Below are 23866 nucleotides of genomic sequence, written 5' to 3' on the forward strand. Positions count from 1 at the left end.
AAGATTGAATTCCGAAACCCCTGTCTGCTTATGCAGACAGGGGTTTTGTCTTTCTGGGCTATAGAAACCTCAATCTGGAATGGGGCACATCCTGCTCTTACGTGCCTTGCTACTCCTTCGAGCCAGCAACTTGCGCCACCAGATATAGATTCCCGTCACCGACAGTACTGCAATCAACCCACCCAACAACGCGATCATCACTTGCCCGGTGAGCCCAATGATTCGCCCTCCGTGTATCGGCAATTGCAGCCGATAAAAACGCTCTCCCAAGGTGCCTTGTCCTGCGATTTCCTGCCCCAGTAAACGCCCGTCCGTGCCATGGAAGAACAGCCATGACTTTCCATTGGCCTCGGTATCATGTTGCCCAAACCCTGCCCCATAAAAGTTGTACTCAAAGCTGTAATACAACTCCCCGATTGCAGCGGTCAGCCCTAACTTTTGCCCCTCCTGTAACGCACGTTCATAAGCCTGTTGATAACTCAGCCGCGTAACCCCCAGCTCCTCGGCAGGCATTCGTCCACGGGCCTCGTAAACGCTCGGCTCAATCGGCGAAAACAGTGAAACGGCAGGCTTGAACACCTGGCTCGGCAGGTTCATGGCGACACTGCTGACAGCAATCGGCAGCAGCAATAACCACAGCCACAAACCACCTGCCCGATGCAGGTCGAAGTTCAGCCGATAGGCATGCCCGCCTTTGATCTTCCAGGCCGTCGACCACTTCTTCCAGAATGGTTTCCCTCGTGGAAGCGTCAGCCAAAGCGCGATGAAACAATCGACAACCCAGGCGATCGCGACCAGTCCCATTAACAGCAATCCCCAGTTATTCGGCAGAACCAGGTTGTAGTGGAACTCCAGAATGAACGGAATGAAATTCTCCCGCTGAAAGCAGCATTCTCCCCAGAACCGCTGCCCTTTCTGCTCGCCATTGACCGGGTCCAGATAGAACACCTGATTGGGCTCGGAAAAAGGTTTTCCGGTCGCAGGATCATTACGCGGTACCGCAGCCAGCAATGCGGTATGACCCTGTTCTGACGGGTACTCCATGTACCAGACTTGTAGCCTCGGACGCTCCGCTTGCAGCTTGTCTACCAAAGTGCCGGGCGGCAAACGCTGACCTTCGGCAGACGCTGCATAGAACCCCGGATTGAGCCACTCATCCAGCTCATGATTGAACGCCAGAATGCTGCCGGTAAGCCCCGCCATCAGCAGAAACAACGCGGTCGCCAAACCGATGTAGCGATGAAGTAAAACCAGAAATGCACGCATGGAATTTTCCTGCAGAGACGACAAAGCCAGCTCCTGGATTCAGGGGCTGGCTTTTTTGGATAACAAGTCGTTAGAACTGGTAGCTCACGGTAGCGGCGACGTTGCGCTCTTCACCCATGTAGCAGAAGTTCAGGCTGGCACAGGAGGCCACGTAGGACTCGTTGGTCAGGTTGTTCGCATTCAAACGTACGTCCACGCCCTTCAAGCCCACCTTGCCCAGGTCATAGCCGACAGACGCATCGAACAGCGTATAGGACGGCACCTTCAGGGTGTTTTCCGCATCGGCCCAGCTGTAGCCGACATAACGCACGCCGCCGCCCAGACGCAGGCCATCAAGCGCTGCGCTGTCGAACGTGTAGTCCGCCCACACCGAGGCCATATGACGTGGCGCCTGAGTCGGCGAGTTGCCCTTGTTTTCGATCACGTCGGTTGCAGTGCTCAACGTACTGATCATCGACTTCGAATACTCGATGTCGGTGAAGGTGTAGCTGCCGAGGACTTTCAGGTTATCGGTCAGCTGCATGTGCGCTTCCAGTTCCAGCCCCTGGGAGCGGACGGCGCCTACAGCGCGATAGAAGTTTTCCTGCGGCAGTTTGGTCGCCAGGTTTTCCTGATCGATGCGGAACAGCGATGCCGTGAACAAGTTGTCGGTGCCCGGTGGCTGGTACTTCAGGCCCACTTCCCACTGGGTGCCATCGGTCGGTGCCAGAGGATTGCCGGCGCTGTCGGCGTAGGAGTTCGGGTTGAACGACTCGGAGTAGCTGATGTACGGCGCAATACCGTTATCGAACAGATACAACGCCCCGGCTCGGCCTGTCAGCTTGGTGCGTTTGTCACTGATTTCCGTGCCCACAGGGCGTGCCGCTTCAGCCAGCCGATTTTCATCGGAGGTTTCGACCCAGTCCTGACGCAGGCCCAAAGAGAAGCGCCATTTATCCATCTCGATCAGGTCTTGCAGGTAGACGCCGGTCTGTTCCAGGCGCCGCAGATAGCTGGTCGGGCTGTAGAAGTCGATGGCCGAATTGCCGTACACCGGATTGAACGCATCGATCGGCGCAAGACCGCCACTGGTCCAGTCGACCACCGTTTTGCGTCGCTGGTAGTCCGCACCCATCAGCACGGTGTGTTTGGTTGCGCCGGTGAAGAACTCGGCTTGCAGCATGTTATCGACGATAAAGGCGTGGAGCTTTTCGTCGCCGCCGGTGTAATAGCGGTTCAACTCGTTACTGGTGGGGGTAGTCCAGCCATAGGCGTAAACCTGATCGATCTTCACCTTGGAGTCGAGATAACGAAAGTTCTGCCGAGCGGTGAAGACGTCGTTGAAGCGGTGTTCGAACTGATAACCGAAGGACTGTTGATCACGCTGGAAACCATCAACGCCCGGCTCGCCTTCGAAGAAGTTGGGGGAGATCCGATTGCCGTTGCGCTGATGGATCGTGCCATCGGCCGGGACTCCGCCGTGATAGCCGCCGTCGGGGTCGTGTTGCAGATAAGCTTGCAGCGTCAGCGAGGTATCTTCGGTGAAATCGATGCTCACCGTCGGCGCCAGGGCGAAGCGCTTTTCCTTATTGTGGTCGAACTGTGTGTCGGACTGATCCGCCAACCCTGTCAGCCGATAGGCAATACGCTTGTCATCATCCACCGGCCCGCTGAAGTCGAAGCCCATGCCACGTTGGCCTTGGGTGCCCACCGTGGCCTGGACCTGATGATAGGGCTCATACAACGGTTTCTTGCTGGTCAACGCCACCAGCCCGCCCGGCGAACTGCGACCGTAGAGCACCGACGACGGTCCTTTGAGAATATCGACTCGTTCGAGGAAATACGGGTCCACCTGCATGGTGCTGTAGGTGCCGCTGTCACCCATGGATTTGAGGCCATCGAGATAGATGTTATCCACCGAGCCGTCGTTGAAACCGCGCATCGCCACGTAGTCATAACGGTGGGTCGCGCCGTAAGGGTTGGTCAGCACGCCCGGGGTGTAGCGCATCGCCTGGGACACGGTTTGCGAGCCTTGGTCGTCCATTTGCTCGCGGGTCACCACGGACACGCTTTGTGAGGTTTCCAGCAGCGCGGTACTGGTCTTGGTGGCGATCTGGCTGTGCGTTGCGTTGTAGCCATCCATGCTGCCCAGCGCGTTACCCAAGGCGAAGCCTTTGATGTCGGTGGCGGGCAGCGCCAGGGCTTCGGTTTCAGCAACGGGCCGCAGCACATAGCTGCTGCCATCCTGACTGACGGCCACAAGCCCTGTGCCATTGAGCAAATGACTCAACGCCTGATCCGCCGAATAGTCGCCCTGTAATCCCGGCGATTGAAGGCCCTGAGTTTGAGTCGGAGTCGTCGACAGCGTGATGCCCGCCTGACGCGCGAATTGATTGAGCACATCGCTCAAGGGGCCGGCGGCGATGTTGTAGGGGTGGCTACTGGCTTCGCTGCCCTGTGCAGCAACGCCAAGTGTCGGCAACAGGCCGACACCCAGTGCGGTAGAGAACAGCGCCGCGCGGATGGCGTGGCGCAATACGCCTGATTCCGCGGCGAAATGGAGAGGGTTCTTACTGATGGCGCGCACAGTCATTGTAGGTTTCCGTAGGAAGTCGCTGAAGGCAGAGTTGAAGTGCTTACTGACTAAGCCGGACTTGTTCGGAAAACCCGCCAAAAATAATTCAGGCCTGTCGCTCCAGCGTCACCCAATAGCGAGTGCGATAGCGCAGTTGCACCGCCAGGGTTTGCGGCAGAATGGCCAGCAGTTTGTCGGTGTCGTCGAGACGAAAAACCCCGGACAGCCGCAAGTGGGCAATATCCGCCGCGCAGGTCAGATAACCGGGACGGTAACGCCCGACTTCATTAATGAAATCCCCGAGGCGCATGTTACGGGTGACGATCAGGCCGTCGACCCAGGCGCCGGCATCCATGTCTTGAGGCGGTGCCAACTGTGCGTGGCTTCGATCGATCAGATAACTCTGCCCGGCCTGCACCTGAATCGACAGGCCATCAGCAGCCCGTGGCGAATGGATTGCGACCACGCCGCTGGTGACGCTGAGCCGCGTGCAGTCGGCGTCCTGACGAACGATAAAGCGCGCCGCCACACTTTCGAACACACCGTGACGGCTTTGCACCCGCAGCGGACGATCAAACGAAACCCCTTCACTTGCCCCACCGCACGTCACGACGATCTCGCCGCGAGTCAGTTTGATCAGGCGCTGCTGCGCGGTGTAGTCCAGGTCCACCGCGCTGGCGGTGTTGAGCTCCAGGCGCGTGCCATCCGGTAACTGGAAACCGCGTCGCTCGCCCGTGGCGGTGGCGAAGTCGGCGGTCCACTGTTGCCAACCGACATCCTTGCCCAGCCATGCCGCTGAACCCATCAATAACGCGCCCGACAGCAGCTTCAATGCCTGGCGCCGCCCGAGTCCCTGTGCGCTGTTTTCCAAAGTGTTGAAAGCGACTTGAGCGCCGGGCACCGCGCGCAGATTGCTGCTCAACTCGGCTTGCAGGGACTGCACCCGTTGCCAGGCCAGTTCGTGATCATGGTGCTCGGCCCGCCAGACGTCGCATTGCTGGCGCAGTCTGGAGTTGGCCGCGTTGTTACGCAGGCGCAGCAACCAATGGATGGCTTGTTTAACCACCTGCTGATGAGGTGCGCCGCGGCGATTCAGCGCTGAGTTATCCACAGGCATCACGCTTCATACCGCAGCACGTAACAGTGATACAGCGCGTCGGCCACATAACGTTCCACTGAGCGTAGGGATAATCCCATGTGTTCGGCGATCTGCTTGTGGGTAAATCCTTCGCACTGGGCCAGCAGAAATGCCTGACGCACTTTCGGCTTCAGGCCTTCAAGCATGCGGGCGATGCTTTCCAGCAATTCGAGCACCAATGCCCGTGCCTCGGCGCTGGGGGTTTCGGCCTCAGGCAAATGGGCGATGGTTTCCAGGTACGCGCGCTCGATTTCCTCACGACGCCAATGGTCGATCACCAGGCCGCGGGCGATGGTTCGTAGAAAGGCGCGGGGGGCCTTGAGCTCCGGGCGTTCGGTTCTTTGCAGCAGCCGGACGAACGTGTCCTGAGCCAGATCCGCCGCATCGGCCGCATTGCCCAACCGAGCGCGCAGCCACGTGTTGAGCCAACCGTGATGGCTGCTGTAAAGCGCCTGTACTGCAAACTCAGGTGAGGACATGAACGCAACAGCCCGAACGTCACAAATGATAATTAGTCGCATTGTCATCAAGGGTCGGGAAATTTGCAACTGCCGTTCATGCAACCCTCACTAATCACTGCGGCGCGGACGCTCTGGCACGCCGTTCGGCGGTTATCCGACGGGTTTCGTACAAACCCCTAAGATTTCTCCCACTCGTGCCGACAAGACTGGTGAGACATGCGTGCACCAAAGTAGAGCGGCCCCAGAATGCCGTCTGCGCGGTTACATGGAATGTTGCAACCCGGAACGCATCCCCACTTTTTGCATAAGAAGTCCCATGAAATGAATCTCAAGTTCAGCCATAAAATCCTGCTGGCCGCTTCAGGCGTCGTGGTGCTGGCTTTTGCGTTGTTCACTTTGTACAACGACTATCTGCAGCGAAACACCATCCGACAAAACCTCGAGTCATCCGTTGAGCAAGCCGGCGAGCTGACCGCGAGCAGCGTGCAGAACTGGATGAGCGGCCGCGTGCTGGTCCTGGAAAACCTCGCGCAGAACGTCGCTCATCAAGGCGCCAATGCCGATCTGCCGGGGCTGGTCGATCAACCCGCCCTCACCTCGAACTTCCAGTTCACCTACGTCGGGCAGGCCAATGGTGTGTTCACCCAGCGCCCTGACGCGAAGATGCCGGACGGCTACGATCCGCGTCAGCGCCCCTGGTACAAACAAGCCGTGGTCGCCGACAAGACCATGCTGACCCCGCCTTACATGGCCGCGGTCGGCGGGTTAGTGGTGACCATCGCCATGCCGGTGAAAAAGCAAGGCGAACTGCTGGGCGTCGTCGGCGGCGACTTGAGTCTGGAAACCCTGGTGGAGATCATCAACTCGGTGGACTTCGGTGGCATCGGTCACGCGTTCCTCGTCAGCGCCGACGGTCAGGTAATCGTCAGCCCGGACAAGGATCAGGTGATGAAGAACCTGAAAGACATCTATCCGGGTTCCAGTGTCCGCATCGGGAAAGGCAATCAGGAAGTAGAACTGAACAAGCAGGACCGCATCCTCTCGTTCACACCAGTGAGTGGTTTGCCGAATGCCGAGTGGTACATCGGTCTGTCGATCGACAAGGCCAAGGCCTACGCACCACTGAGTCAATTCCGCACCTCGGCGCTGATCGCGATGTTCATCGCTGTGACCGCCATTGCAGTATTGCTGAGTCTGCTGATCAGCGTGCTGATGCGTCCGCTGACCACGATGGGTCGTGCGATGCAGGACATCGCTCAGGGCGAGGGCGACCTGACCCGGCGTCTGGTCGTAGAAAGCAAAGATGAATTCGGCGAGTTGGGCGGCTCCTTCAACCAGTTCGTGGAGCGGATTCACGCGTCGATTTGCGAAGTGTCCTCGGCAACTCGTCAGGTTCATGACCTGTCGCAACGGGTGATGGCATCGTCCAATGCTTCGATCATCGGTTCCGACGAACAAAGCGCCCGCACCAACAGTGTGGCTGCGGCGATCAACCAATTGGGCGCCGCCACCCAGGAAATCGCCCGCAACGCCGCCGATGCTTCGCAACACGCCAGCGGCGCGAGCGAGCAGGCCGATGACGGTCGTCAGGTGGTGGAAAAAACCATCCTGGCCATGACCGAGCTGTCGCAGAAAATCAGCCTGTCCTGCACGCAGATCGAAACCCTGAACGCGAGCACCGACAACATCGGGCACATTCTCGATGTGATCAAAGGCATCTCCCAGCAGACCAATTTGCTGGCGCTCAACGCGGCCATCGAAGCGGCCCGTGCCGGTGAGGCCGGTCGTGGCTTTGCTGTGGTGGCGGACGAGGTGCGTAACCTTGCTCATCGCACCCAGGAATCGGCGGAAGAGATCCACAAGATGATCAGTTCGCTGCAGATCGGTTCTCGCGAAGCGGTGACCACGATGAATGCCAGTCAGGCATCCAGCGAGCAGAGCGTCGAAGTGGCGAACCAGGCCGGCCTGCGCCTGGTCAGCGTGACCCAGCGCATTGGCGAAATCGACGGCATGAACCAGTCGGTGGCCGCAGCGACCGAAGAGCAGACCGCCGTGGTGGAAACCCTCAACGTCGACGTCAACCAGATCAACCTGTTGAACCAGCAGAGCGTGGCCAACCTCAATGAAACATTGAAGGATTGCGATGCGCTGTCCCAGCAGGCCAATCGGTTGAAGCAGTTGGTTGATAGTTTCAAGATCTGATTCAAATCAGTTCTACCGCGTTATCGTTCTTCGCGGGCAAGCCTCGCTCCTACAAGAGCTCATCTGTAGGAGCGAGGCTTGCCCGCGAAGGCGATAGATCAGTCACCGCTGAACTGAAGCCTTACACAAACAGCTTCAACACATTCCCCATCGCATCATCGGCAAACCCCTGAAGGAAATCCTTGAACCCCGGCAGGGCTTGCTCACCGCCCTGAGCCGGTTCGGCGATGATGGTCCAGATTGCCCGCGACTTGTCTGCGCCGATGGATTCCACCCTCATCGCCGCCCACAAATTGCCGATGCCCAAGGTGTTGTAGATGAGGGTCCAGGTCATGTTCAGTGCCTGGTCGTCCCGAGAGTTGAGCTGCTCGACCACCAGGTGGTTGTCGTCCTTGAAGAATTTCTTGCGCAGCGACGACACGCCTTCGCCCGTCATCTCGATGTGCGACAGCGCCGGAATGAATCGATCGAAGCCGGCAAAGTTACCGACCACCGCCCAGACCTGTGCCGCATCGACCGGTACATCCACCGAAGACACAACGTGGCAGCCGTGAGGATTTTTGATCAGGGTATCGGGTTGCAGAGTATTCATGGTTTTGCTCCGTGCAGGGTTAGGGTGAATCAGATGAAGTTGATTTCTTTGAGGTAGTCGCAGCCGCGTCGCAGCAGCGCCGGGGATTTTTCCGGGTAATGCGCGCCCATCTGCCGTACGCCCGCTTGGGCGTTGTCGTGGCCGATCATCGAGATGTCGCCGATGTCTTCTTCGAAGCCGTTGAGGTAGAAGCCCAGCACGCCAAACAGCGCGTTATCGCTGTCGACACGGCCCAGTTGCTGCTGCCAGTCGGCGACGCTGACCATGGCGAACTCCCGACCGGCCTCACGAAATGACGCTACGTAGCAATCCCAGCTCAGGGGCTCGGGGTTGTGCAGGTTGAACACCGCTTTTTCGGCCTGGTAACGGCTGGCGTGGAAGGCGATGAAACGGGCGAGAAAATCCACCGGCATCAGGTCGAAATTCAGCGCGAACTCCGGCACCTGACCGAGCTGGATCGAGCCCTTGAGCATCAACATCAAGCGATTCTTGTGGGGCTGGCAGACGCCAGTGAGGCTGTTGAAACTGATGTTGCCGGGGCGAAAAAGATTGACCCGCACCCCACGCTCCCGCGCCCGTTCGAGAATCCGCTCGCCAACCCACTTGGACAGGTTGTAGCCGTTCTTGATGTAGATCGGCGGTGTCTGCGCGGCGGGCAATTCCAGAACCCGGCCATCGTCGGAGATCGTGCTGGACGCCGAGAGTGTCGAGACGAAGTTGAAGATCTTCTTGCTGCGCCCTTCACACAGGCGCAGGCACTCGAAAATCGGCTCGACGTTATCCCGCGCCAACGACTCGTAATCGAGGACGTGATTGACGTTGGCAGCGTTGTGCACCAGCGCGCCGAAGGTGCGGTCAATGCGCGCGTAAACGTCGTCCGGCAAACCCAATTGCGGTTGGGTGATGTCGGCGGCGTAAACGCTGACCCGGCTCAGGTCCAGATGGGTGAGACGGTTATCCCGCAGGGCCTGGGCGAAACGTTCGGCCGCGCTTTGTCCGCCGGATTCGCGCACCAGGCACGCAACCTCGGTGGCGCCCCAAGCCAGCAAAGCCTCGACGATATGTACCCCGAGAAAACTGTTGGCACCGGTCACCAGCACCTTATGCACGTCACCGCACTGGCTGACCGGCAGCGGATCGAGGTTGAGTTCGGCTGCAGCATCGATGAAGGCTTTGGGGCTGAGGGGCGATGCATCACTTTGCTCGGGCCCCTCGAGCAGTTTCGCAAGAGTGAGCAGCGTGGGCGCTTCGATGAAGCGATTGATCGACAGGCTGCGACCGAACGCCTGGCGGATGCTCAGCAGCAGCTGTGACAGCAGGATCGAATGCCCGCCCAGGTTGAAGAAGCTCTCGTCGGTGGCAATGTCCTCGACCGCCAGCTCTAGCAACTCGGACCAAAGCTGGCGCAACTGCATCTGCAGCGGGGTCTGCGGCTGGCGCCGCTGGCTAGCGACTTGGGCCTGTATTGATGTCGCGAGCAGAGCCCGGCGATCGACCTTGCCGTTACTGGTGAAGGGCAGGTGCGGCAGTTCAATGTAGGCGCCGGGGTGCATGTAACCGGGCAGCGCGTTTTGCACATGCTCGCGCAAGGCCAGCAGGGCGGTGCCGGGCCGCTCCTCCCTGGGTTGAACCAGGTACGCCAGGATCCGCCGCCGTTCATCGATCACCACCGCCACCTGACGAAACAGATGGCTGTCGCGCAGGCACTGCTCGATTTCCTCGGGCTCGACCCGAAAGCCTCGGATCTTCACCTGGTTATCACGACGGCCACTCAGCTCGATCCCCCCGTCGGTCCACTGGCCGATATCACCGGTGCGATAAACGCGCAGCCTTTGCCCGTCGGGCAGCGTCAGGTTGAGGTAACGCGCCGCGGTCAGTGCCGGATCGTTCAGATAACCCAGGCCGACGCCCGGCCCGGCGATATACAACTCGCCGGATGTGCCTTGGGGCACTGGTTGCAGTTGCTCATCCAGGATCAGCAGCTGGCCATTGGCGATGGGGACGCCGAGGTTGCGGTTGCTGTCACCGACGCAAAATTGCCGTGTTGTGGCTAACACTGTGGTTTCGGTCGGGCCATAAATATTGTGGAATCGACATTGTGGTGCGAGCTGTTCAATCACAAATGGCTCACAGACATCGCCACCGGTAATCAAGTGCTCAAGGCCCAGCGATGCTTCCAGCGGCATGACGCTCAGCAGCGCCGGCGGCAGGAAGGCGTGGGTCACTTGCTGCCCGCGAATCAACTCGACCAATTGCTGTGGATCACGGCGCTGGTCGTCGCTGGGCACCACCAGTCGCGCGCCTTGGATAAAGGTCGGCAGGATATCCAGCAGCGACGCGTCGAAATTGATCGTGGAAAACTGCAACGCCCGACTGCTGCGCTGTAACCCCACGTGGTCGGCGTACCAGGCACAGAAATGGCTGAGGTTACGATGGCTGAGCAACACGCCTTTGGGCTGGCCGGTGGTGCCCGAGGTGTAGATCGCCACGGCGGGTTCGTCGATGTTCACCGTGCGGCGGATCAGCGAGGCCGGGAGGCCGGGCTTGAGCAAAGGCAGCCGACGGACGTCCAGCGTCGGCAACGACACGTCGCCCAGATCGCTGTCGCCGTCATGTAACAGCAGGTCCGCGTTGGCGCTCTCCAGGATGAAGCGCCGACGTTGCGCCGGATGCTGCGGGTCCAGCGGCAGGTACACCGCACCGCAACCGAGCACCGCCAGAATCGCCGCGTACAGTTGCGGCGACTTGGGCAGGCTCACGCCGATTACCACCGGGCGGTCGGTTGCGCCGCGATGGCGCAGCACGTCCAGCATCGGTTGTTGCAAGCTCAGCGCCAGGCTGCGTAAGGACTTGTAATCGACGAGCAAACCATCGACCCACAGGGCCGGTTGCGGCGCGTCATCGAGCATGCGCTGCTCAATGCCATGCATCACCGGCACTTGGGCGGCGGCCAACAGCCACGGCACCGCAGGCGCATTGAGGCGGTGCTCGAAGGCCAGCATCTCCAGTGCATCTAGCCCATGCAATAGTGGGTCGGCAGCGCCGACCTCCACCGTGGGCCAGTGATCGAAACAGGCCTGATCCCGAGAGAGCTGGCTGACCAGCCGTGCGCCGCTTTCGACTACCGCTGCCAGTGTGCGCAGGCGCAAGGACTGGCCGTTGCCGCAGCTTTCAGGAGCGATAGCCTGCCGCCATAACAGTCGCTGCGCACCGTCGCGAAAAACCACCACCGGCTGCGGCAACACCTCATCCGGCAGGGCATCAAGTGCCACGCGTACCTCCAGGCGAGATCGGGCCTGGAGGGCGCAAGGCGCCGTCCCGTCGTCGATTAACAAATCCACCGGAGCGTGACTGGCCGGCGATTCAAGACGCACGACAGCATGGCCGTGCAGTTCCAGTTCAAGGGTCAGATCAGCCATTGCCTGGCTGCTGCCAGACACTGCAATTTCAAGGCGTCTCATGGGCGGATCCTCAAGGAGTCAGGTAATCGGCCAGGGCGTCGCGCACGCAGGGGGACGCGAGCATCGAGCTGCTGCGAAAGAAGCGCGTGATATTGCCCACCAGCGGATGAAATCGATTGATGGGATAAGTCAGCGCACTGGCGTCTTCGCGCAGTGACTGGCGCACCGATTCGTCGACGGACAGGTGGGCGATCAGCTCGAAATCGAACGCGCGCTGCAGATCGCTCGCCAAGTATTGGGCGATGAACCCCGGCATCAATCGCGCAATCGCATGACGGTCCTCTTCGGGGGCGGTGCTCCAGTAAATCTGCACCAGCCGCGTCCAGAAACCGGCGTGACGCCCCTCGTCCATAAGGTGGTCGGCCATCAAACCCTTGATCGAAGCCTTGACCGAATCGTCCCGGGCGAAGGCAGCCACTTCATGGGTCACGGTGTTTTCGGCAATGGCGATGCAGATCAGCTCTACGGCGCTGAGCAGGTGTTCCGGTGCCTGGGCCAGCGTCGCCGGTATCGCGCGGCTGAGTTCGATCTGCATTGGCAGCGGGATCGGTGCGATGCCGGTCATATCGATGGTCTGCTGCATGAAATCCATTGCCACCAGTGCGTGGTAATTCTCGTCTACCACGACCGTCATCGCGTCGTAGCGGCAGGCGAACGGGAACTCAATGCCGAAGCTGTTCTTGGCGATGCGGCGGGCGGTGTTGTCCACCAGCTCAGTCTCGAAAATCACTACGTCGTTGATGAACTTGTAAAGGCTCTGCACCAGCACGAAATCGCGCAACTGCGGACAGTGACTGAGAAAGGTCTGGCTGTGCACCAGGGGCTGGCGGCTCATGGGAAAGATCAGCTTGTCGTCGTCTTCGACCCGGCGCCGTGGTCGGGTGCGGATCGTGGCGCGGCTTTCCCAGGCGTCAGCGAAGGATTGGTAGTGGACGGCGTTCATGGCGTCACCTGCGCAACCGGTTGGGCCATGCTCTGACGCAAGCCGTCCCACAGCGCGATGCGGCTGTCGACGGCGGCGAGGGCGGCGGCGAGGACATCGGTTTCGCGTTGCGGATCGCCATTGATCAGACGCGCCAGCAGTTTTTCCGCCGCCGGGCCGTGGTCTTCGGAATCGACTTCAATATGCCGTTGCAGGTAGTAACGAAACGTCGGGGCTTGATCCAGGCCAATGCCCCAGGCATCCAGCATGCGCTGGAACATCTGCGGAATGACGCTCTCGCGACCATGCACGAACGCGGCAGCCACACTGTGCGCCGGGGCGTGCAGGGCGGTGTGCAGGGTCTGGCGGACGAACTGTGCCGCCGCCGGTTCGACCTCGACACTGTCCAGCGCGGTCTGGGGGCTTACGCCTTCCTGCTGCAGCGTGATGAATCGCCTAATGGCCCGGGTGTCCGCGCCGACCTCCTGCATGGCATCCAGATACAATTCGAAGTGACTGCAAAACCCTGCCCCGGGGCGGTCATCCGACTCTTCGCCCAGCACGATTTCGTTAATCAGGCGTGCAGCCTGCGGGTCCGCCGGCGGTAGCCAAGGCAGGTGCACACAGGTCAACTCCCGTTGCAGGCGTTTGGTCAGCGACATGAAGTCCCACACCGCGAAAACATGGCTTTCCATAAAACGGCGCAATAGATTGATTGATGTTATTTCGGAAAAAACCGGGTGTTGGCCAAGTTCGCATTTTTTCAGAAAAAGTTGTTCGCTGGTTGGTTGCATTGGAACGTCCTCATCAATGATGTTCTCGGCCAGGCTTCCCGCTTTTTTATAAAGGTGAGCGGGTGCCTGAACCGAAGTCCATGTAATACCTAAGTTGCTTAAGTGTTCGCCTTGAATGCCTTGTGTCGCTCTGTAAGCCTTGCGCGTTAAGCCATTTAAGAAATCAGAAACGGTCGATAACGGTTCGGCGAAGAAAAAACTAATACACGAAACAAGTAGGCGGCAAGCATTTTTTTATTTATTTAAAGTTGGGTGTTTATTGGGCGCGAGGGAGTTTGTTAAAACTTCTAAAGTAAGTTTTATTTGGGCGAAGAGGCTCCTTCCGATTGTACTTATCAGAATTTAATAGTTTGAGTGAATGCCTCACTCGGAGCACTTCAGGGAACGGGAAATTAAGAAGTTGATGTTTTATGGGAGGGACGTCGGTCGGACCTCCGATCGTCCCGCCTGTTGGGCGACGCTCCTTGCGTATTGGCTTCGATTCGCCTGGCTTTCAGTCAGGCGCTGACTTCTTTTTGGTCTGTTTGAATCGACAAATGCAAGAGTGAGCCTAAATCAATGGCAGTGCCATTGAACTGATAGCAGCAACGGGCGCGGACACGGCTTCGCCGCGCCAGGCAAGAGCGGAGATGGGGGAAGGAGAATGTGTAAGAAAGTGATACGCCGGTCAGGTCACCGGCGAGCGGTCAACGGTTCGGCTGTTGTTCCAGATACCGACGCATGGTGGCGGAGGCTTTTTCCAGGTGACGCTCCAGCAAGGCAGTCGCTTTATCGATGTCTTTGGCCCTCGCGGCCTCGAGCAGTGCGCGATGGTCGTCTTGGGTGAGTTTACCCAGCCCCATGGACGACAGATGAAAGCGCAGGAAGCGCTCTTCTTCATTGAGTTCCCGCTCGATCAGGTCCAGGAGTTTGCGGTTAGGCGCCTTGTGGTAAAGCGACATGTGAAACAGCCGATTGAGCTTGCCGATTTCAGAGTAATCGGTTTGCGCTTCCAGTTGCTCGATGTACTGGGCCGACAGCGCCAGGTCGCTGGTATCGAGCAGCGGAATGGACAAGCGCAAAGCGAAAGACTCCAGGACCGAGCGCAAGGCGTAGGTCTCGACCGCATCGTTGTTGATCAGCGGGGCCACCACCGCGCCTTTGTGCTGGATCACATTGAGCAGTGATTGTGCCTCCAGTTGGCGCAATGCCTCGCGCACCGGCATGCGGCTCACGCCAAACAAGTCAGCCAATTCCTGCTGGCGCAGAGCGGTGCCCCAAGGCAGGCGACCGTCGAGAATGGCCGCGCGCAGGGTTTCTTCGATCACCGAGCGTGCCAGATGAGCGGGAATTGGCCCGTTGACCTTGATGCTGCTGAGAGGGTTGGGCTTCTGTGTCACAACAAACGCACCCCGACTGGCTGAAAAATCTGGATCCAAATGGACACTAGTGACTGCCTGACGGGTTGTCAAACGGTCAAAATAGAGCAGTCTTCGCCAGCTCGGATTTCGGCGCAGGAGCTGCCGACGGCTGCGATCCCTTTCTATTGCACCCGCTCTATAAAGTTTAGCGTGTCGCCAGTGATCTCACCGTGCCATTGTCTTTTAGCAGGCTAGCCTTCACCATCAAGCGCTTTCCACCTGCCTGATCTGGATGCCTCGCATTGGCGGTACGTTTCGCGATCCCTCGGACTTTGCGCTGGCTAGGCTGCGCACTGCTGCTGGCCGGCGCCATGCTGGGCGGGCTGCATGCCGATTGGGATTTTTCGCTGATCAGCCGTCACGCGCAGGCGTTGTACGGGCCTTTGGGTGAAGGGCGGCAGCGCATCGATGCCTGGCAGCAGTTGCTGGCCACGCAAAAGCAGGTCGGCGAGCTGGAACAGCTCAACGTGGTCAACCGGTTCTTCAACAAGCAGATGCGCTACGAAGAAGACATCGACCTGTGGCACGAGGTCGATTATTGGGAAACGCCGATCGAAGCCTTGTGGAAAGGCGCCGGCGACTGCGAAGACTACGCTATCGCCAAGTATTTCAGCCTGCGCCATCTCGGTGTCTCCAGTGACAAGCTGCGCATCACCTACGTCAAGGCTTTGCGCCTGAACCGCGCGCACATGGTCCTGACCTACTATTCGAGCCCCGAGGCCATGCCTTTGGTGCTCGACAGCCTGATTGACGCGATCAAGCCCGCCAACCAGCGAACCGATTTGCTGCCGGTCTACTCTTTCAATGCCGAAGGGCTGTGGTTGCCGGGTGCCAAGGGCAACAAAAAGGTCGGAGACACCAAACGCCTGTCCCGCTGGCAGGATGTGTTGAAGAAAATGCAGGCCGAAGGTTTTCCGGTCGAGACGACTAACTAGGAGCACGCGCTCAGATGTCTTTGTTCAAACAGCTGTTGATCGCTATCTGTCTGTTCCTGGTGGTCGCCTTCACCGGCAGCTTCATGGTCAGTCTGGAAAGCTCGCGTACCCAGTACGTCAACCAGTTGCGCTCCCACGCCCAGGACGCCGCGACGGCATTGGCGCTGTCCCTGACGCCGAACATCGACGACCCGGCGATGGTCGAGCTGCTGGTCAGTTCGATCTTCGACAGCGGTTATTACGCGAGCATCCGTGTGGTCGACCTGGCCAACGACAAGACGATTGTCGAGCGCAGCGGCATCCCGGCGGTCACTAACGTGCCGGACTGGTTCGTCAAACTGATCGGCCTGGAACCGGCCGGTGGCGACGCCCTTGTCAGCCGAGGCTGGGAGCAGGCCGCGCGGGTCGAGGTGGTCAGCCATCCGATGTTCGCGTTGGCCAAGTTGTGGCAGAGCGCGTTGGGCAGCCTCGGCTGGTTACTGATCTGCGGCGCGGTGAGTGCGGTGCTGGGCGCACTGTTGCTGCGCCGGCAACTGAAACCGCTGGATTACATGGTCAAGCAATCCCACGCCATTGCTCGCCGCGAATTCCTCAGCCTGCCGGAACTGCCGCGCACCCCGGAACTGCGTCGGGTGGTGCAGGCGATGAACCAGATGGTCGAGAAGCTCAAGGCACTGTTTCAGGAGCAGGCCGAACGCAGTGAAAAACTGCGGGCCGAATCCTATCAGGACAACCTGACCGGCCTGGCCAACCGGCGCTATTTCGAAATGCAATTGAACGCGCGAGTGAGCAATGCCGAGCAGGCCAGTTCCGGCTATTTGCTGCTGCTGCGGGTCAAGGACCTGGCTGGTTTGAACCAGCGGCTGGGTGGTCAGCGCACCGATGAATTGTTGAAAGCGGTGGGCGAGCAGTTGTCCCGGGAGTGCGCCAAGTACCCGGAAACCCAGAACCTCGTTACGCGCATTCGGGGCGGTGAATTCGCCGTGCTGGCGCCGGGGCTGGTGCGCGAAGAAGCGCTGCAACTGGCGAGTAACCTCGACAGCGCCTTGGCGAGCCTGCATGCGACGGGCGCCACGGACGTGGCGTCGGTGGCCTCGATCGGGCTGGCGCCGTTTGCCCATGGCGACTCGCCGCAAGCAGTGATCGGATTGGCGGATCAGGCGTTGGCCCAGGCGGAAAGTCAGGGCGAACCGAGCTGGGCGTGTCTCGATCACAGTGCATCGGCCCGGGTTGGCGATGACCACCATGCCTGGCACACCTTGCTGGATCAGGCGTTGAATCAGCAGCGTTTCGAGCTGTACTTCCAGCCGGTGCTGGCCAGCCACGACATGCAGGTGGTGCTGCATTACAAAGTGCTGTCGCGCCTGCTCGATGAGCAGGACCAGACCATTCCCGCTGGGCGTTTCCTGCCGTGGCTCGAGCGTTTCGGCTGGACCGCGCGGCTGGACCGTTTGATGCTGGAGCTGGTGCTTGAGCAGATGGCCGACCATGAAGAGTCGCTGGCGCTGAACCTGTCTTCGGCAACGCTGGCGGATCCGCAGGCGCTGAACAAAGTGTTCGAGATTCTGCGTCAGCATTCGAATCTCGGGGAACGACTGACCCTGGAAATCGGCGAAGAACAATTGCCCGAGCAAGCGGTGCTGGAGCAGCTGACGCGGCGTCTTCGCGAGCATGGGTTCTCGTTGAGCCTGCAGCGTTTTGGTGGACGTTTCAGCATGATCGGCAACCTGGCGCGGCTTGGGTTGGCGTATCTGAAAATCGACGGCAGTTACATCCGGGCGATTGATCAGGAGAGCGACAAGCGCCTGTTCATCGAGGCGATTCAGCGGGCGGCGCATAGCATTGATTTGCCGTTGATAGCCGAGCGGGTCGAGACCGAAGGGGAGTTGTCGGTGATTCGTGAGATGGGGTTGTATGGGGTTCAGGGGCAGTTGTTTGGTGAGCCGAAGCCTTGGCAGTAGCCCACTGATCGTTCCCACGCTCTGCGTGGGAATGCAGCCTGTGACGCTCCGCGTCACAACGGTGTCAGGCGCAACGTCGGCGGTGGGGCTGGAACGCGGAGCGTCCCTTGAGGCATTCCCACGCAGAGCGTGGGAACGATTACCGCTAGCGAAGTCCTAGGAGATTTCCTTCAGATTGTAGCGGTGTTGGTGAACTTGTCCGGGCTCAGGCTCAGGGCTAGTCTGGCTTTTGGCGGCTGCGCGCAGGAGATTCTCGGATCTGCTGGGTGTCCTAAACAGTCCCGGTCTTGCACACCTGCGCATGGCCGCCACCTCTTTACCGTGTCCCCCGACATCGACACCGAAGCCCCGAGCATCAACGCTGTGCAGTTATTGGTGGAACGGGCACTGGATCACCTTGAGTCGCCGCAGATGCAGGCTCGGGCCGAGGTTTAGCGTGAGGTAGCACAGATGATCGTTCCCACGCTCTGCGTGGGAATGCAGCCCGTGACGCTCCGCGTCACAATGGTGCCAGGCGCAACGTCGGCAGTGGGGCTGGAACGCGGAGCGTCCCTTGAGGCATTCCCACGCAGAGCGTGGGAACGATCGGCGTCGGGCGTCAGATCAACCCCGTCTCATCATCGTCGATCAACTGGCTCAACCCGCCCAATGCTTCACGGGCCTGGGTCCGGTCCATCAGCTTGGCTTGCGCGGCGGCCGGCAGGTCGGTGACGCGGATCACGCCTTTTTGGGTCAGCACCTGAATCAAGTCGTCGAGTACCCGGATCATTTCCAGGTCGCTCTGCTTGAGCTGCTTGAGGCTGGTCTCAACCACTTCGTGGGCAAACCAGGCCTGGATTTCATGGTGGTCGGCCGGCAGCGTTTCCGTGGCCTCGGCGTAGGCCGTGGCTTCCACGCGCACCAACTGACCTTGCGCATCGCGTTGCACGTAAAACATTGAGCATCCCTCGGAAATGGACCAGCGTCGTGCTGTCAGCAGCATAGGCCAACGCCGGCGAGTATGCGGTGCGACGACGAAATCGTCACCCGTGAGGTGGACGCAAACGTGACGGCCGCCCGGTCTGGGCGGCCGTCAGCCTGCTGATCAGCTGTTGTTGTGGTCGATCTTGATGGTCGGATCACTGCCGGCGATCAACGAGTTGATGCTGGCGCTGGACCAATTGTTGCCTTCCAGTTTGATCGTCACGTCCGGGGTGGCCGCTGCTGCGTCGGCGCCGTTGAACTTGCCGCCAGAACTGACTTGCAGGGACGACACGCCATCCACCGTGGTGATCTTCAGGAAGTTGTCGATGGTGCTGCCGCTTTCGCCCTGCAACAGATCACGCAGGTCGATGCGATCGCCTTCGCTGGCCTTGAAGTCCTTGATCACGTCGCTGCCGGTATCGCCAGCCTTCCAGATGAAGGTGTCGGCACCCGAACCACCAATCAGAATGTCGTTGCCTTGGCCACCGATCAGCGAGTCATTGCCGCTGCCGCCGAGCAGGATGTCATTGCCCTTGCCGCCGTCGAGCAGGTCGTTGCCACCCTGGCCGAAGAGAATGTCGTTGCCCGCGCCACCCAGCAGCGTGTCGTTACCGTCGTGGGCGCCAGATACGTCGAACTCGGTGTAGTGCTCGGTGATGTACTGGTGCACGTTGCTGGTGGTGACTTTGCTGACGTCGACGCCGGTCTGCTGGGCCACGAACGCCTGCATGGCCTGATAACCCTCACCGGCAACGCCGTTGAAGCTCACCAGATCGCCGAACAGCAGGTCGTTGCCGTCACCGCCGCTGACCGTGTCGGCACCTGGCATCGTCGCTTCGGTATGGCCGATGATCGAGTTGGCCAGGTCTTTCGGGTCGATGTTGGTTTGTGGCGTTTGATCCGAGTCGTACGGCTTGAGGTCGCCGAGGGTGACGTCCTTGTTCAGGCCGATGGCTTCCACTGTCGACACGTTGTTCAGCAGTGCAAAACTGTCAGTTGAGTTGTCAATGGCGTTGGAGCCGGTGCTACTGCCATTGCCATCGCGATAGGACAGTTCGTAGGTACCGTTGCCCTCGGCGCGGAGGGTGCCCAGTTCGGAACTGCTCCAATGACCGCCCCATTGGTTTTTGTAAGTCTGCAGTGTGACGGTGCCACCGCTGTCGATGGTCAGGTAATGAGTGCTGTCCAGGTAGCCGGAATAGGTCTGCCCCAATTTGTAATTGGTGGTGGTGATGACGTCATCGAGCTTCACGTTGCCGAACAAGTTCGGGTTGGTTTGCTCGCCGCTCTGGTAGTAGGTCGGCTTGCCATCGGTGATGAAGTACGTGAGGTTCTTCGCGCCGGTGTTGGCCATCGCATCCGTACTCTGGAACCAGTTGGCCGTGGTTTTGAACACGTCCTCGTAGTTGGTGCCGCCGCCAGACGACATCGAGTCCAGAACGGATTTGAGCAAGGTCAGGGCATTCGGGTCATTCAGGTTCACCGATACCGACTTGTTGACCTGGTTATCGAAGTCCACCAGGAAGATGTTCACCGTCCCGGAGTTGCCGCCCATGCTTTGCTTGAGGGTGTTGAACACCGATGTCAGCGAATCCTTGGCGGCGCTGATCGAAGAAGCGCTCATGCTACCCGAGCTGTCGACCATGAATGCGATGTTGTAGTTGGTGCCCGGCACCACGGTCAGCCCGCCGATGTCGGCGACCATGATGTCGTTGCCGTCGGTGCCGGTGATGGTATCGTCGGCCGCTGTGGCGGTGGTGGCGTTGTAAACCGCCGGGTACACCGTGACCGGGATCTGCGCGGTACTCAGTGCCGAACCGCCTTGGGCTTCGGTGGACGTCGATGTCACGGTCAGGGTGAACTGGCCGTTGTAGTACGGCGGCGGAGTAACGGTCAGCGTGCCAAGGTTCCAGCCGGTGACGTTGGCTTCACCGTTGGTGGTGGTGAAGGTGTGGCCCGCGCCATCGCTGAGCACCGAGCCCGCCGGCATGCCGCTGATCTTCACGCTCAGGCTTTCGGAGCCGTCAGTGTCGGTCAGTGCCGTTTTGATCGCGGACAGGTGAACGCTGGTGCCTTCGGCGCCTTCGTTGAGTTTGTAGCCGTCGTAGTAGCCTTCGCCATTGGTGCCGTGCAGGTCGGACACTGTCACGCCAGAAGCGGCCAGATCCGACACGCCGGTGTACAGCGGCACGCCGGCACTGCTCAGGTCGACCGCCGCGCCGCCGTTGACCGACAGGTTGACATCATAGCTGCCCGGGCCGTTCTGGTTGTGGTGGTAGATGTCCAGGGTGTAGTAACCGCTGGTGGTCGGGGTGTACGAACCGTTCAGGCTGCCGCCTGCGCCCCACGTGGTGGCGGCCACGTTTTTACCGCCGATGGTCACCAACAGGCTGTCGTCACCGGTACCGCTGAAGGTGTACGTCTTGCCGGCTTCGAGGTAAATCAGGCCCGACGTTTTCGACGCCGTGCCGGCCGTGACGCCACCATTGGACTGCACGTTGGTCACGGTGCTGCTGGAGTTCGGTGTACCCGCGCCGTCGATGACCGATTTCAGTGTATCGGTAGCCGCGCCGCTGCCATTGGTGCCGAGGCCCGACAGACCGGTCCAGACTTCCTTGATCAGGCCGGTGGATTTGACGCTGTTGTCTGCGACGCTCAGGGATGGCGCGTCGGCAACCGGTGTGATGTCGATTTTCACCGTGCCGGTGCTGCCCAGCAGTTGACCGTCGGTTGGCTGGAACTTGATCTGCGCGTAGTCCGCCTGTTTGTTGCCCACGCCGGTGCCGCCGTAGCCATCGACGCCCGATTCGTTGGCATCTGGCGTGAAGCGCAACTTGCCGGCGTCAATGTCGGCCTTGCTGACGGTCTGGTTAGTCGCCACGTCTTTCCAGGTCGCACCGTCCAGGTACTGCAACTTGCCGTCGCCCGGCAACTGAGTGATTTTCACCCCCAGGTTGGCGGTGGGGCTGTCGACATCGCTGACGCCGAAGGTCGACCAGCCGAGGATCAGCGGGGTGTCTTCGGTGCCGGTGACGTTAACCGGTGCGGCGGTCGGCGCGTCGTTCACGGCCACCACGTTGACGGTGGTGGTCGCGGTGTTGGAGTAGTTGCTGCCATCGGTCACCGTCACGGTGATGATCCGTGGCACGGTGCTCGGATCTTCACTGCTGTTGGTGAAGCTGATGTTTTTGATCTGCTGCATGTAATCGGCCAGCGTCGCGTTGCCCGACAGAGTCAGGGTGACGGTGCCGTCCTGGCTGTTGGCGTTGATGCTGATGCCGTTGACGCTGTTGCCCAGGTTCAGCGCGTCGCCCGGCTGACGGTTGGTCAGCACGATGGTGGCGCCGGTCAGCATCGTGCTGTCCGGGTCGGTGATTTTCAGGTCGGTGTCGCCGATCGAGACGCCTTGGCCGGTAGTGCCTTCGGTGAAGGTCACGTTGTAGTTGGCCCCGGTGGCGCCGCTGGAGTTGTTGGCGTCCAGGTCGAGAACCGGCGCTGCATCGTTGTCGGTGATCGAGGTGCTGACGCTGCCGTTGGTGGTGCTGACCGCGAGGTTTTCGAAGTTGCCGCCGGTGGCCGAGTCGATCTTGACCACGAAGTTCTCGGTGCCTTCGGTGAGCTTGTCGTCCAGCGTCGCGACGTTGAAGCTTGCGCTGCTGGCGCCCGCCGGGATTTTCACGGTGTACACGCCGGTGAAGTCCGAACCGTCGGCGGCGGTGCCGCTGTAGACGATTTTCAGGGTTACTTCGGTCTGCGCCGGGTGAGTCAGGCTGACGGTGTAGCTGGCGGTCTGGCCTTCGGTTACCGAGGTGCTGCCGCTGATGCTGACTTCGGTTTTGTCGATTGTGTCGGTGACAGTCGTGACCGCAGCGGTGTTGCTGGTAACCAGGTTTTCGAAGTTGCCACCGGTCGCGCCAGTGATGGTTGCTTCGACTTGGCCGGCGTCTTTGTAGACGTCATCCTTCGGCGCATCGACAGTCACGGTGCCAGTGGTTTTGCCGGCGTCGATGGTGATCACGGCGCCATTGCTCAACGTCACGGTCACCGGAGTGCCGGCGGCGTTGGTCAGGGTCGCGGTGTAAGTGATCTGGCTACCTTCGGCTACCGAGTTAGTCGCGCTCAGGCTGAGGTTGGTGGTGTCGACGGTGTCGGTCACGGTGGTGCTGACCGGCGTTTTATCCGCTACCAGGTTCTCGTAGTTGCCGCCGCTGACGCTGGTGATCGAGTTGGTCAGCGGAGCATGGCCGGCCAAGGCATCGTTCGGTGCGGTAGTGGTCACGGTACCGGTGGTTTTACCGACGTCGATAGTGATCGTTTGACCGTTGGCCAAGGACACGGTGACCGGGCTGCCCGTCACGGGAGCACCGACAGTCGCGGTGTAAGTGACGGTGCCGCCTTCAGTTGCCGAAGCGGTGGCGTTCAGGGTAACGGTCGAGGTGTCGAGGGTGTCGGTGATGCTGGTTACTGCCGGGGCAGTGCTTGGCACCAGGTTTTCGAAGTTGCCACCGGTGGCGGTGGAGATGGTTGCCTGGACAGTGCCGGTGTCTTTGTAAACGTCATCGGATGGAGCCGGGACGGTAACGGTGCCTGTGGTTTTACCGGCGTCGATGGTGATGACGGCGCCGTTGCTGAGCGTGACGGTGACCGGAGTCCCGGCGGCGTTGGTCAGGGTCGCGGTGTAGGTGATCTGGCCGCCTTCATCCACGGTGCCGGTCGCGGTCAGCGACAGGTTGGTGGTGTCCAGGGTGTCAGTCACCGAGGTGTCCGCCGATTTGCCGTCGACTTCCAGCTTCTCGTAGTTGCCGCCCTTGGCATCGTCGATCTTGACGCTCAGGGAGGCGCCGCCGGTCAGGGCGTCGTTTGGTGCGGTGAAGTTGACGCTGGCGCTGCTCGAGCCGACCGGGATGGTGATGGTCTGGCCGTTGGACAGGGTTATAACGACTGGCGAGCCGGTGACCGGAGCGGACACTGACGCGGTGTAAACCACTGTCCCGCCTTCGGCCACAGCGCTGGTTGCAGTGAGGTTCACGGTCGAGGTGTCGAGGGTATCGGTCACATTGGTGACTGCCGCTGCCGGATTTGTCGTCAGGTTTTCAAAGTTGCCGCCTGCGGCGTCCTTGATCGTGACTTCGACTTGGCCAGCGTCTTTGTAGACGTCGTCCTTAGGTGCATCGACGGTTACAGAACCGATGGTGGCACCGGCGGCGATGGTGATGA

Annotated in this window: 13 protein-coding genes and 1 pseudogene; 3 read left to right on the forward strand and 11 right to left on the reverse strand. The window is 60.1% G+C overall.

Features of this window, described 5'->3' with window-relative positions:
• Positions 1–69: 69 nt before the first annotated feature.
• From PMI18_RS25070 to PMI18_RS25055, 4 genes are all read right to left on the reverse strand, one after another.
• Positions 70–1266 (reverse strand): PepSY-associated TM helix domain-containing protein, encoded by a 1197-nt coding sequence (locus PMI18_RS25070; protein ID WP_033035843.1) that lies wholly within the window; start codon positions 1264–1266, stop codon positions 70–72.
• 70 nt (positions 1267–1336) lie between these two features.
• Entirely contained in the window at positions 1337–3838 is a 2502-nt protein-coding gene (locus PMI18_RS25065; protein WP_007896092.1) for a TonB-dependent siderophore receptor, read from the reverse strand.
• An 88-nt stretch (positions 3839–3926) separates the two neighbouring features.
• Positions 3927–4937 (reverse strand): FecR domain-containing protein, encoded by a 1011-nt coding sequence (locus PMI18_RS25060; protein ID WP_007896094.1) that lies wholly within the window; start codon positions 4935–4937, stop codon positions 3927–3929.
• The gene (locus PMI18_RS25055; protein WP_007896096.1) at positions 4937–5437 is read right to left on the reverse strand and encodes a sigma-70 family RNA polymerase sigma factor; all 501 of its coding nucleotides are present in this window, start codon (positions 5435–5437) and stop codon (positions 4937–4939) included. Before PMI18_RS25055 ends, PMI18_RS25060 begins: the two co-directional genes overlap by 1 nt.
• A 303-nt stretch (positions 5438–5740) precedes the next feature.
• On the opposite strand from PMI18_RS25055, the gene PMI18_RS25050 reads away from it, so the two are divergent.
• Positions 5741–7621 (forward strand): methyl-accepting chemotaxis protein, encoded by a 1881-nt coding sequence (locus PMI18_RS25050; RefSeq protein ID WP_033035845.1) that lies wholly within the window; start codon positions 5741–5743, stop codon positions 7619–7621.
• Positions 7622–7742: 121 nt separating this feature from the next.
• On the opposite strand, the gene PMI18_RS25045 is transcribed toward PMI18_RS25050, so the two are convergent.
• The 5 genes from PMI18_RS25045 to PMI18_RS25025 form a co-directional block, all read right to left on the reverse strand.
• Positions 7743–8213, reverse strand: coding sequence for an SRPBCC family protein (locus PMI18_RS25045; RefSeq protein ID WP_007896100.1), 471 nt, complete (start codon positions 8211–8213; stop codon positions 7743–7745).
• A 29-nt stretch (positions 8214–8242) separates the two neighbouring features.
• Positions 8243–11674 carry a non-ribosomal peptide synthetase gene (locus PMI18_RS25040; RefSeq protein WP_007896102.1) on the reverse strand — a complete coding sequence of 1144 codons (3432 nt, stop codon included), beginning with the start codon at positions 11672–11674 and terminating at the stop codon, positions 8243–8245.
• A gap of 10 nt (positions 11675–11684) precedes the next feature.
• A complete protein-coding gene (locus PMI18_RS25035) occupies positions 11685–12617 on the reverse strand; it encodes a diiron oxygenase (protein ID WP_007896104.1) in 933 nt (310 codons plus the stop codon).
• Positions 12614–13390, reverse strand: coding sequence for a DUF3050 domain-containing protein (locus tag PMI18_RS25030; RefSeq protein ID WP_007896106.1), 777 nt, complete (start codon positions 13388–13390; stop codon positions 12614–12616). Before PMI18_RS25030 ends, PMI18_RS25035 begins: the two co-directional genes overlap by 4 nt.
• A 686-nt stretch (positions 13391–14076) precedes the next feature.
• Positions 14077–14769, reverse strand: coding sequence for a GntR family transcriptional regulator (locus PMI18_RS25025; RefSeq protein ID WP_007896109.1), 693 nt, complete (start codon positions 14767–14769; stop codon positions 14077–14079).
• 263 nt (positions 14770–15032) lie between these two features.
• Here PMI18_RS25025 and lapG point away from each other — a divergent pair, with 263 nt between their 5' ends.
• Together lapG and lapD are read left to right on the forward strand one after the other, a co-directional pair.
• The gene (lapG, locus tag PMI18_RS25020) at positions 15033–15725 is read left to right on the forward strand and encodes a cysteine protease LapG (RefSeq protein WP_007896110.1); all 693 of its coding nucleotides are present in this window, start codon (positions 15033–15035) and stop codon (positions 15723–15725) included.
• A 14-nt stretch (positions 15726–15739) separates the two neighbouring features.
• On the forward strand, positions 15740–17686 hold the full coding sequence (gene lapD / locus PMI18_RS25015; protein ID WP_007896113.1) for a cyclic di-GMP receptor LapD: 1947 nt from the start codon (positions 15740–15742) through the stop codon (positions 17684–17686).
• A 598-nt stretch (positions 17687–18284) separates the two neighbouring features.
• Here lapD and PMI18_RS25010 read toward each other — a convergent pair.
• Positions 18285–18623 carry a hypothetical protein gene (locus tag PMI18_RS25010; RefSeq protein ID WP_007896114.1) on the reverse strand — a complete coding sequence of 113 codons (339 nt, stop codon included), beginning with the start codon at positions 18621–18623 and terminating at the stop codon, positions 18285–18287.
• Positions 18624–18770: 147 nt separating this feature from the next.
• Positions 18771–23866, reverse strand: a pseudogene (locus PMI18_RS0129305) (LapA family giant adhesin); the annotation flags it as partial.

It is taken from the genome of Pseudomonas sp. GM102 (genome assembly GCF_000282555.1).
Classification (GTDB): Bacteria; Pseudomonadota; Gammaproteobacteria; order Pseudomonadales; family Pseudomonadaceae; genus Aquipseudomonas.